Annotated in this window: 10 protein-coding genes; 4 read left to right on the top strand and 6 right to left on the bottom strand. The window is 53.8% G+C overall.

What is annotated here, in order from left to right; genetic code table 11:
• A partial coding sequence (locus ABGT88_RS14460) for an efflux transporter outer membrane subunit (RefSeq protein WP_346702787.1) occupies positions 1–1,084 on the top strand: 1,084 nt, incomplete at its 5' end.
• A gap of 172 nt (positions 1,085–1,256) precedes the next feature.
• Here ABGT88_RS14460 and ABGT88_RS14455 read toward each other — a convergent pair.
• From ABGT88_RS14455 to ABGT88_RS14435, 5 genes are all read right to left on the bottom strand, one after another.
• Complete coding sequence (locus tag ABGT88_RS14455; RefSeq protein WP_346702896.1) at positions 1,257–2,024, bottom strand: TIGR03915 family putative DNA repair protein; 768 nt, start codon at positions 2,022–2,024, stop codon at positions 1,257–1,259.
• Positions 2,025–2,042: 18 nt separating this feature from the next.
• Complete coding sequence (locus tag ABGT88_RS14450; RefSeq protein WP_300131906.1) at positions 2,043–3,308, bottom strand: putative DNA modification/repair radical SAM protein; 1,266 nt, start codon at positions 3,306–3,308, stop codon at positions 2,043–2,045.
• Between the two features lie 298 nt (positions 3,309–3,606).
• Positions 3,607–4,992 (bottom strand): transposase, encoded by a 1,386-nt coding sequence (locus ABGT88_RS14445; protein ID WP_346699851.1) that lies wholly within the window; start codon positions 4,990–4,992, stop codon positions 3,607–3,609.
• 365 nt (positions 4,993–5,357) lie between these two features.
• Positions 5,358–5,768: a type II toxin-antitoxin system HicB family antitoxin gene (locus ABGT88_RS14440; protein ID WP_258326822.1), complete on the bottom strand. Its 411-nt coding sequence runs from the start codon at positions 5,766–5,768 to the stop codon at positions 5,358–5,360.
• A gap of 85 nt (positions 5,769–5,853) precedes the next feature.
• On the bottom strand, positions 5,854–6,039 hold the full coding sequence (locus tag ABGT88_RS14435; protein WP_258326821.1) for a type II toxin-antitoxin system HicA family toxin: 186 nt from the start codon (positions 6,037–6,039) through the stop codon (positions 5,854–5,856).
• A 280-nt stretch (positions 6,040–6,319) separates the two neighbouring features.
• On the opposite strand from ABGT88_RS14435, the gene ABGT88_RS14430 reads away from it, so the two are divergent.
• Positions 6,320–7,264: a glycosyltransferase family A protein gene (locus ABGT88_RS14430; RefSeq protein WP_346702785.1), complete on the top strand. Its 945-nt coding sequence runs from the start codon at positions 6,320–6,322 to the stop codon at positions 7,262–7,264.
• Here the strand turns inward: ABGT88_RS14430 and ABGT88_RS14425 are convergent.
• Positions 7,207–8,337: a M20 family metallo-hydrolase gene (locus tag ABGT88_RS14425; RefSeq protein ID WP_346702894.1), complete on the bottom strand. Its 1,131-nt coding sequence runs from the start codon at positions 8,335–8,337 to the stop codon at positions 7,207–7,209. The genes ABGT88_RS14430 and ABGT88_RS14425 overlap by 58 nt on opposite strands.
• 286 nt (positions 8,338–8,623) lie before the next feature.
• On the opposite strand from ABGT88_RS14425, the gene ABGT88_RS14420 reads away from it, so the two are divergent.
• Together ABGT88_RS14420 and prfB are read left to right on the top strand one after the other, a co-directional pair.
• A complete protein-coding gene (locus ABGT88_RS14420; protein WP_087408008.1) occupies positions 8,624–10,432 on the top strand; it encodes a long-chain fatty acid--CoA ligase in 1,809 nt (602 codons plus the stop codon).
• 87 nt (positions 10,433–10,519) lie between these two features.
• Positions 10,520–11,642 (top strand): peptide chain release factor 2 gene (gene prfB, locus ABGT88_RS14415; RefSeq protein ID WP_143240896.1). Its coding sequence is split into 2 segments (ribosomal slippage): positions 10,520–10,582 and positions 10,584–11,642, totalling 1,122 coding nucleotides; the frame shifts between segments, so codons are not numbered across the junction.
• Positions 11,643–11,647: the final 5 nt, after the last annotated feature.

The raw sequence follows: 11,647 nt of genomic DNA, 5'->3' as shown, positions 1-11,647 counted from the left end.
GGCCTTCTTGCCGTCGCTCACCCTCTCGCCGCAAGGCTCGATAAGCAGCACCGATGGAGCCAAGGCGGTGAAGAGCTACGAGATTCCGGTGCAGGCCAGTTGGGAGATAGACCTATTCGGCAACCTGCTCAACGCCGCGCGGGGTTCCCGCTCCACGCTGTTGCAGCAGGAGGCGTATCGGCAGGCGGTGCAGTCGGAGGTGATAGCCACGATTGCCAACGACTACTACACGCTGCTGATGCTCGACGAGCAGGTCGAGCTGAGCCGGTCGACCCTGGAACTGTGGAAAGAGCAGGTGCGCATCATGGAGTCGCTGTTGAAGGTGGGCGAGGAGACCGAGAATGCTGTCACCCAGGCGCGGGCCAACCTGTATGAACTGGAGGCCACCCACAACGACCTGCTGCGGCAGCAGCGCGAGGCCGAGAATGCCCTTTGTACCGTGCTGGGGGTGACACCCCGGACCATCGAGCGGGGGCAGTTGGCCGGGCAGCAGTTCCCCGAGATTTTCAACGTGGGGGTACCGTTGCGGTTGCTCTCGAAACGGCCCGATGTGCGTGAAGCCGAGATGACCTTGGCCAGTGCCTACTACACGACCAACCAGGCCCGCTCGGCCTTCTATCCCAACCTCACCCTCACGGGCAGTGCGGGGTGGACCAATGCGCTGGGACAGGTGGTGACCAATCCCGGCGGATGGATTCTCTCGGCCGTGGCCTCGCTGACCCAGCCGATTTTCAACCGGGGAAAACTGATTTCGAACCTGCGGGTATCGAAAGACGAGGAGCAGATTGCCTTGCTCAACTACAAGCAGACGCTGCTCGATGCCGGGCAGGAGGTGAGCGACGCGCTCTATGCCGTCGAGTCGGCCCAGCGCAATCTGGAGATTCACCGGAAGCAGTGCCGCGAACTGGAGCGCACGGTCGAAACTTCGGAAGCTCTCTACAAAACGGGCAATGCCACTTACCTCGAACTGCTCACGGCCCAACAGTCGTTGCTGAATGCCCGGCTGAACCTGGTGTCGGACAGTTTCACCCACTGTCAGTCCATCATCACCCTCTACAACGCCTTGGGGGGTGGCAGCAACTGACGGTGACAGACCCGCAGAGGGTTGAGGGGGAGCCTGTTTGAGTGCCCCCGCTTTCGATAGAGCTGTTTTAGTGATGATTGATAAAAAGGTGGTGCAGCGACAAACCGAGACTTGTGCTCTCGTTTGCCGCTGCACTTGTTTTATCGGGAGGTCGCACGCAGGAGCGAGGCCGTCACTTGTTTTTTTCGGTGAGGTATTTCCAGTATCGCACGGGCATGTCTTTCCGCTGTTTGCGGGGATTGAGCCGGTCGCGTATGCAGACGGCCTTGAAGTAGGTGCGCCACAGCTCCTGGAACAGTTTTTCGTCTTCGGCCATGAGCGACTCGTCCAGCTTGCCGGTGACGAAGTGGGGCAGGCTCTCGTCGAAGGTCACCAGGGTGACCTCGTGCTGGTCGTAGTAATAGCCGTAGTGGCGCCTCTTGTCGTAGAGGACAAAGGGTTGGTCGGCAAAGCGGTCCTTGAAGTGGGCTATGGCCAGCGGCAAGACGTTGTATTGCGGCTCCATGATGCCGAAGTAGGTGCCGTCGGCCGCCTTCTGGAAGCGGATGAACTGCATCATGCGCAGACGCTCGTACAGCACCTTGCGGAAGGTGTTGGTGACAAACAGAATGTCGTCGTCGGCCAGGTTGTTCTCGAGGCTTACGGGGCTGTCGATATTCTTGCAGATGTAGCGAAACAGGTGCAGGTCCAGTTCGGGCAGCTCCGAGAGGTAGCTTACGGTGAGGCACGAGAGAGCATCCTTCGACAGCTTCTTCTCGAGCGCCTTCCACACCCGGCCGGCCTTTGCTTCGTCGGTGATGACCGGGTGCACCTCGTCGTAGAAGAGTGGGAGCGGCTCGTCGGTGCCCTGAATCACCTGCGGGAACGAACGGCGGGCGTAGGCGTCGAACACGACGGTGAGCATGCCGTCGAACGTGCGGTCGTATTGAAAGATAATCAGGGGCACGGCGGAGTATCGTTAATCGTGGAACAGGGGTAGTTGCAACTGGTGGTCGTCTCGCCGCTTCGAGGTCGACGGGGTGAGCAGTCGCCTTACGTTCTCGGGGCGGAGTTCGTTGACGGTAGGTGACGTCAGCTCGCCGCAGGTGATGAAGTATTTGGCCTTCTTCATCACTACCCCCATCTTCTTCAGGTGCGAGCTGTTGATGCGATTGAAGCGGCGGGAGTTGACGATGAGCGTGGCCGACTTCACCCCGATGCCGGGAACCCGGAGGATGAGCTCGTAGGGAGCCTTGTTGATGTCGACCGGGAAGACCTCGGGGTGGCGCAAGGCCCACGCCAGCTTGGGGTCAATCTCGAGGTCGAGGTCGGGGTTGGCATCGTCGACAATCTCGTCGACCTTGAACTGGTAGAAGCGCAAGAGCCAGTCGGCCTGGTAGAGGCGGTTTTCGCGTACCAGAGGGGGCTGCTTCAGCATGGGGAGCCGGGTGTCGTAGGTGTTGACATGGATATAGCCCGAGTAGTAGACACGTCGCATGGTGGGACGGGCGTAGAGGGCCGACGACAGCCGCAGGATGTCGCGGTCGTGGTCGGGGGTAGCCCCCACAATCATCTGCGTGCTCTGCCCGGCCGGGACGAAACGAGGGGCGTGCCTGAAGAGTTTGCGCTCCTCTTTCGAGGCGAGGGTCTGTTGCTGGATGTAGGCCATGGGCTCGTAGACGCTCTTGAAATCTTTTTCGGGGGCCAGCAGTTTCAGCGAGCATTCGTTGGGAATCTCGATGTTCACGCTCATGCGGTCGGCATACTTGCCGGCCTCGTTCACCAGTTCGCGGCTGGCTCCGGGAATACTTTTCAGGTGGATGTAGCCGTTGAACCGGTGGATGGTGCGCAAGTCTTTCACGACGGCCACCAGACGCTCCATGGTGTAGTCGGGGTTACGCACCACGCCCGAGCTGAGGAACAGTCCCTCGATGTAGTTGCGTCGGTAAAATTCGATGGTGAGCTCCACCAGCTCCCGCACCGAAAAGGTGGCCCGTGGAATATCGTTGCTCCGCCGGTTGATGCAGTAGGCACAGTCGTACATGCACGAGTTGGTGAGCATCGTTTTCAGCAGCGAGATGCAACGACCGTCGTCGGCAAAACTGTGGCATATACCTATCCCGCCCACCGTATTGCCCAATCCTCCCCGGGTGTTGGACCGCACGGTGCCGCTCGACGAACACGATACATCGTATTTTGCCGATTCGGTAAGTATCTTCAGTTTCTTCAGCGTCTCTTCGGTCATGGCGACAGATGAGTATAAGTTGGTTACATCGTTGTGAATCAATGGGATGACGGTGGTTTTTTAAAAAGAATAAGCCAAACGGCATCGCCCCGATTGCTGCAACTTTCCCGGAGGATAAAGTTGGGACAGTCGTTTAATTCCGTCATTATGAGTCAATCGGCAGACTGTCCCGGTAATTTTTCCGATCGAACTCATCTTTTTATATTTTCGGCTCCGTTTCGGAGCCCCTTTTTTCATTTTTGGACCCAACTGGAGCCAATACTCCAGTGAAAGGGCCGTTTCTCACTCACCTCGAACATCAGGCAGCCTGAGCAATTTCGTTGACTTCCCGCCGGACGAGCTGTACTGCATTCGCCGTGTGGATGCCAAAGAAGATGTACAGGATTTCGGTCAACTTCGTCCTTGCCTTGATGCGTTTCAGGCCATAGTGTTCCTTCTGCGTTCCGAACGAGCCTTCCATCCTCGTTGCCCTCACCCTCGCCAGCTCGTTGCGGATGATGTCGTTCTCTTTCTTTTCCAAGGACGGACGGCCACGCTTGACGAATGACGTCTGTATTCCTCTATCCTTGCAGTACCCCCTGTTGGCGCTGCCGGCATAGCCTGCATCTCCTCCAACCTTCTTCGCGTCCACACCGAAGAGCTTTCGGTGCATCTTCAGGCAGTGCGTAAGCCTGGTTCCCTCGTTGAAGGCATTGAATGACAGCTTCTCGATGAATGAGAGTCCGTCAACCTGGATGTTGTTGCACTTCGCACCGAACTCTACGCTCTTCACTTCCTTGCCTCTCACGATTGGCCTCACATACGGCTTGCTGATGCTCACTATCCTGTCCTTGACACTCTCGCGAGGATTGTTGTTCTCGAAGTGGGCCTTCTGCTGGCGGTACACTCTTGTGATGATTTCAATATCGCTCTTCTGTCTGGCTGTCAGCAATTTCTCCGCGCCTGCATTCTCCCTCTCCAGTGTGCGGGTCTCCTTCAGTATCTTCCCCAAAAGGTTGAGCAGGCGTCTGGTCAGTTTCCTGGTCTGGACTTTCGTATGCCTGCGCCGCTTCCTGTACGACAGGTTGGCCTTCTCTACGTCTACGTACTTCGTCCTCGGACGGTGCACATTCAGCTTGGCACTCAGAGTGCACATTATCTCATATGACTTCTCTATTCCTTCCCACAGAAGCTTCGCATCCGTAGGATAGCGCATCTCGCTCTCGTAGCAGGTCGCATCCGTATACATCGTATCCAGGTCCTTCATGTACGGTTTCCAGGCTCTTGCCAGTATCTCCTGCTGCTGTTGGATCTTCAGCCCGCGGGCCAGCTCCGAAAACACGTCGTCCAGAAGTTTGTAGTTCGTCAGAGGATGCATCGGGTCTATTCTCACATCGCAGAAGAGCTGATAGTGGACGTTGCCGTTAAGATGCTCCATCAACTTCGGGCTGCTCAGACCTGTGTACATCTTCAGGAACATCAGCGCAACCTTGCCCTCCGGGGTGAAGTATGTTTTTCGCCCTTTCTTCGCTCTCATGCTCTTGCTTATCAGTCCAAAGTTCTCTGCCATCTCACCAAGCGGCAGCCTCTTCCTGATTTTTCCCAGCTCGCTAGTCTCGAACGTCCGCCTATACAATTCATAAAAATCGAACTCCGTGAAAGGAAGATCGGGTGATATTTCAGAGAAATTTTGTACCTTAGCCATGCAGATTAATTTTTGCGATACCTCCAAATTTGGCTTTTCTAGGGCAATTGGAGGTATTCTTTTTATCTTTAGCTAAGATACAAATTTTATATTACATTGGCAATCAATTCGTTATAAAGTTTTATTCTTTTTACGACAGTCCCTAAAGTTACACCGTTTTTGCCGTATCGGCGACAATTTTAAGAAAAGAATTTATAATTGGGATGGGGAAAGATAAACGCATGGCTTCTGTCTTGATAGAAGCCTGATTGGCTATCGAAGATTTATGACAGAAGGAAGGTCAGGATGGTTGAGGGGAGTATCGAATAGAATAAAAAAATCCCACCAATCTGGCAGGATTTTCTGTCTATTTCCTTATTTCCAAATTATACGAATTTTATTCCCCCGATTTCGTGGGCAAATTCATGCAGGGATTTCTCAATCTTTTCGATGGTTGTTTTTGAGGGCTTCCTTCGGCCTGTTACATAATGACTCAACTGCCCTTGATTGACACCCGTGATACGAGCCAAACCTGCCAACGAAAAGGCGTAGGCATAGTAATTAAGGAAAGATGCTATGTCATAAGTAAAATTAAACTCTACGTCAGGAAACTTTTTCCCATTCATTTGATAAACTTCTTTCATCTCATCAACGGCTGCCAAAAAATCATTTTTGGTTTCTTCAACGCTTTTTCCTTCTCCAATGCAACCGAATTCGCAGTTGTTGTCAGGAATGAATGCTGAATAGGTGCCGTCAACTCCCCGTTCAATAACAACGCTGATTTCTTTCTTTGCCATATTCTTGTATTTTACCTTGATAACTGACTGATTTATCAAGTATAGTAATTAAAAATAGTAAAATATATATAGTGTAAGATATGGGTTACTCAATCCCCGCATCCCTTTTAATGCTTTTCAATGTACCCGGTTTCACTTCTTCTGATTTATGGTGGCTTGTTTGAAAATATTTTCCTGTTTTGGGGCTATACCATGTTGGGTGAGCTCCATTATTTTTTATCAGTTCACAACCGGCTTTTTTTAGAAGTCGTTCAAGTTCATTGTATTTCACTCCAACCTCCTTTCTTTTGTGATATTGAGCATATAATCGTCATACACAACATGCGATAGTCACAATGCAAAGATACGAATATCAATATCATTTGCAACCTTTTTGATATTATTTTTAATATCATTTTTGACTTTTTCCTTTGTCTCTATTCCGCATAGATTACATTATGTACAAGTAGCAGTGCATTATTCCCGTTTTTCTCATATATATGAGATATGCTTCAGTATAAAAATCAAGTGAGTTTGTTTTTCTATTTTCGACTTTCGTTATATTTGTAACGATGAAACCGACAAGCATAGCCATAGTGGTGCCCGTCTATAATCGGGAGAAGGAGTTGGTGCGGACGTTTGCCTCGATTGTAGCGCAGACCTACCGGCCCCTGCATGTCGTGCTGGTCGATAACGGGTCGACCGACGGGTCGCTGGCGCTGTGCCGGGAGCTGAAAGCCCGTTACGAGAGCGACAACTTCGAAGTGACGGTGACCCAGGAGGCGAAGCGGGGCCCTTCGGCGGCCCGCAACCGGGGGTTGTCGTGCGTGCGGGAGGAGTTTGTCTCGTTCTTCGATAGCGACGATACCTATGTGCCCGAGGCTATTGCCCGGTATATGCAGGCTTTCGACAGCCATCCGCAGGCCGACATCGTGGGGTGTACGGTCGAGATGGTGCCCGAGGCAGGTAGTCCCTATCGGGCCAAGGCGGTCTTTTCCAATCGGGTGGAGCCCCATCTGTTTCATTGCACGCTGGGTACACAGCGTTATGCGGTGCGCACGGCATTGGTGCGGGCCGTAGGCGGATGGCGCGAGGAGTATATGCGTTGGGAAGATTGGGAGCTGGGGCTGCGTCTGTTGCTCGCTACTGACCGGGTGGTGTGGATCGAGCGGCCGCCGCTGGTCCATGTCTATCTGCATGCCGACAGCATTACCGGCTATCGCTATGCCCCCAACAGTGACGATATTTTGCAGGCTATTGCCCATGCCCATGCCGATGTGGAGCAGAGCAACCATCCCGACAAGCGTCGTCTGCACCGGCTCTTGCTCTACAAGCAGATGGTGGTGGCCGGTCTGTGTCGTCGCGAGAAGAGCCCGCGAGGGCCCGAAATTTATCACTGGACCCTCGACCAGGTTCGCGACGACAGCACCTTGCGGTGGTTTCTGCCGCTGGTCTATCGTTATGTGTCGTGGGGAGGACGCGGTTCGGCTATTCTGGCCGAACGGCTGTTACACTGATTTTTTTCGAATTGCAGGTTGTCGAGCAGACAAGTGTAGAGCTCGATGGCTTCGCGTATCTCGTCAAGGAGGATATACTCGTCGGCCGTGTGGGAGCGCGACGATTCGCCCGGTCCTATCTTGACCGAAGGGAAGGGCATGAGCGCCTGGTCCGAGAGGGTAGGCGACCCGAAGGGTTCGCGTCCGGTGAGTACGCACCGTCGCACGAAGGGGTGTCGTGGCGATATGGACGACGAGTTGAGCCGCAGCGAGCGGGGGGTGAAGGTCACGTCGGGGAAGTTCTCGCGCAGGATTTCGACCGCTTGGGCGTTGGTGTAGCAATCGGTAGTGCGCAGGTCGATGACGAAGTTGCAGCGGTCGGGCACCACGTTGTGCTGCGTGCCGGCCTCTATCTGGGTGACGGTGAGTTTCGTCCGTCCCAGCCACTCCGAGACGAGGGGGAACTCGAATCGCCGCAGTCGTTCGATAGCCTCGGTGGCTTTGTAGAGGGCGTTGATTCCCTCTTCGCGGGCAGCGTGTCCCGACCGCCCGTGCGTGGCACAGTCGAGCACCAGCAGCCCCTTTTCGCAGATGGCCGGTTGCATGGCCGTAGGTTCGCCCACGATGGCCAGATCGACAGGGGGCAGCTCCTGCAAGGCCCGGGCGATGCCGTTCGCTCCCGAAACCTCCTCTTCGGCCGAAGCCAGGAAAATCAGGTTGTAGGGTTGCTCGCTGTCGGCCAGGAACAGGAAGGCGGCGAGCAGCGATACCAGACTGGCTCCGGCGTCGTTGCTGCCCAGACCGTAGAGGCGACCTTCCTCTTCGGCAGGTTCAAAAGGGTTGCGGCTCCAGCTGGCCACCGGTTTCACGGTGTCGATGTGCGAGTTGAGCAGGAGGGTCGGTTTCGCCGGGTCGTACTTCCCGGCCAGGGTCCATACGTTGTTGCCGATGCGGTGCGGGGTGAATCGGTTTTTTTCGAGCGTTTCGCACAGGAGTTGGGCTGCCTGTCCCTCCTCCCGGCTGACCGAAGGGGTGGCAATGAGCCGGTGCAGCAGGTCGGTGGCTATGTAGTAGAGTTCGTCTTTCGAATACATGGTGGTTACGAGTTTATGCAAAAGTAGTTTATTTTTATCTCTTTCAGTAACTTCTTGTACAAATTGTAGGGAAAGGTCGAAAAAACGGGGATAAAATATTAACAGTAATTAACTATTTGAATTTGAGGGGATAAATCGTCCGAAATGTTGATAAATAGATAGGAAGTCTTGCGTTTTTGCTATGTCGAGTTGGCAAAATGAAAGTGCCCAATCTGCTTAAAACTTATTAAAATGGTCATAGAGTCAATATAATGCGTAACTTTGCAGCGGATTTATAACTGAATTTATGGTAAATCAACTTACCGCTTTGGTTCGCAAACAGGCTGCCAAATACGGAAACCGTGAGGCGTTCAGCCATAAGGACTATGAGCACAATCAATGGGTTCCTACCTCTTGGAACCGTTTCTCTGAACAGGTATCGTACATAGCGCAAGCTATGGTTCTCTTAGGTATTCGCGAGCAAGAAAACATTTCGACATATACACAAAACAAACCCGAAGGTCTCATCGTGGATTTTGCGGCATTCGACAACCGTGCGGTAGTCGTTCCGCTCTATCCCACCAGTTCGCTCGACCAGATTAAGTACATCATCGACGAAGCCGAGGTGCGCTTTCTGTTTGTGGGCGGGCAGGTGCAGTACGACAATGCCATTGTGGCCCTGCGTGAGTGTCCTACGCTCGAGAAACTCATTCTTTTCGACCCTGCCATCAAGCGGACTGCCGACGACCATACGTCGATCTATTTCGATGACCTCATGGAGCAGGGCCGTCTGGCCGGTGCCGATGTGGTAGCCGAGGTAGAACGCCGTCGCAATGCCGGTACGCCCGACGATTTGGCCACGCTCATCTACACCTCGGGTACGACCGGCGAGCCCAAAGGGGTGATGCTGGCTCACTCGAATTACGACGAGGCCATGCGCATTCACCTGCAACGGTTGGTGACTTGCTCCGACAGCGACGTATCGCTCTGCTTCCTGCCGTTGACCCACGTCTTCGAGCGGGCTTGGTCGTACTACTGCCTGACGGTAGGCATGCGCATTGCCATCAACGTAGACCCCAAGGATATACAGAATACCATTCGCGAGGTGCGTCCTACCATCATGTGCAGCGTGCCCCGTTTCTGGGAGAAGGTCTACTCGGCCATCCAGGACAAACTGTCGAAGACGAAGGGGATGACCCGTCGTCTCACCGAACGGGCTTTTGCCATCGGACGCCGTCGCAATGTGGAGTATCTGCGTGTAGGGAAACGGGTTCCGCTGTGGCTCGAGTGTCAGTACAAATTCTACGACAAGTTCGTATTCTCGAAAATCCGTCGGGCCGTAGGGGTGGAGAACGGCAATATCTTCCCCACCGCCGGGGCTCCGCTCTCCGATACCATCAACGAATTTCTGCACATCTGCGGCATCAATATCGTCTATGGCTATGGTTTGTCGGAGACGACGGCCACGGTGAGCTGCTTCGACCTGACCGGCTACGAGTTCGGTACCGTAGGCTCGCTCATGCCCGATATTCAGGTGAAGTTGGGCGAGAACAACGAGATACTGGTGAAGGGCAAGACCGTGATGAAGGGCTACTATCGCAAGCCCGAGGAGACGGCCCGCGTCTTTACCGAGGACGGCTGGTTCCGCACGGGCGATGCCGGCAAGATAAACGACGAAGGGGCTTTGGCCTTGACCGAGCGTTTGAAAGACCTCTTCAAGACTTCGAACGGGAAATACATTGCCCCGCAGGCTCTGGAGACCCGCCTGGGCGAAGACAAGTATATCGATCAGGTAGCCGTCATCGGCGACCAGCGCAAGTATGTGACGGCCATCATTATCCCGGCCTTCGAGGCCCTGAAGGAGTATGCCGCTCAGAAGCACATACAGTACCGCACCCTCGAGGATCTGGTGAAGAACCAGAAGATTCATGCTCTTATCTCGGAGCGTATCGACGCGCTGCAAAAGAACTTTGCCCGCTTCGAGCAAATCAAGCGTTTCACGCTGCTGCCGAGAGCCTTCAGCATGGAGAAAGGCGAGTTGACCAACACGCTCAAGATACGCCGGTCGGTCATCAACCTGCTCTACAAGGAGGAGATAGAGGCGATGTATGCCTAAAAACGAAAACCGAAATTTGGTAAATAGCACAAGGGTGTATAATTTTGTACACCCTTTTTTCGTATAACAGAAACAAGTGATAAAGATATGATTACACAAGAACAATTAAAAGAGACAGAAGAACGCAAGTTGGCGTTGAGGAGGTATCTTTGACATCGATTCGAAGAAAATCGAGGTAGAAGAAGAGGAGTTGCGCACCCATGTGCCCGACTTCTGGGAAGACCAGAAGAAGGCCGAAGCGCAGATGAAAAAGGTAAAATCGTTGCACTTCTGGATAGACAGCTATACCGAAATCGAGAAATCGGTCGAGGAGTTGAAGCTGGCCTTCGACTTTGTAAAAGAGGGTATCGTTTCGGAAGAGGAGGTCGACGAGATTTATCACCACACGATGACGCTGATTGAGAATCTCGAGTTGCGCAACATGCTGCGTCGCGAAGAGGACAAGTTGGGCGTGGTATTGAAAATCAACTCGGGTGCCGGTGGTACCGAGGCGCAAGACTGGGCTTCGATGCTCATGCGCATGTACTTGCGCTGGTGCGAACAGCACAACTACAAGACCTCCATCTCCAATATTCTCGAGGGCGATGAGGCCGGTATCAAGTCGGTGACGATACAGATCGAGGGCGACTATGTCTACGGTTACCTGAAGAGCGAAAACGGCGTGCACCGTCTGGTGCGGGTATCGCCCTACAACGCTCAGGGCAAGCGCATGACCTCGTTTGCATCGGTATTCGTGACACCGCTGGTCGACGATACCATCGAAATCAACATCAACCCCGCCAACATCTCGTGGGATACTTTCCGTTCGAGCGGTGCCGGTGGACAGAATGTGAACAAGGTGGAGTCGGGCGTGCGGTTGCGTTACCAGTTCAAAGATCCCTATACGGGCGAAGAGGAGGAGATTCTGATCGAGAATACCGAGACCCGCGACCAACCCAAGAACCGAGAGAACGCCATGCGCCAGTTGCGCTCTATCTTGTACGACAAGGAGTTGCAGCACCGTATGGCCGAGCAGGCCAAGATTGAGGCCGGCAAGAAGAAAATCGAGTGGGGGTCGCAGATACGCAGCTATGTGTTTGACGACCGCCGGGTGAAAGACCACCGCACCAACTACCAGACCTCCGACGTGCAAGGCGTGATGGACGGCAAGATCGACGGTTTTATCAAAGCCTATCTGATGGAGTTCGGCGGTGACGAAAGCAACGCATAAACCGG

Origin of the sequence: Barnesiella sp. An22, from assembly GCF_963931395.1 — a bacterium.
GTDB classification, from domain to species: domain Bacteria; phylum Bacteroidota; class Bacteroidia; order Bacteroidales; family Barnesiellaceae; genus Barnesiella; species Barnesiella merdigallinarum.
The sequence above is the reverse complement of the archived record's forward strand: the minus strand, read 5'-3'. Positions and strand labels throughout refer to the sequence as shown.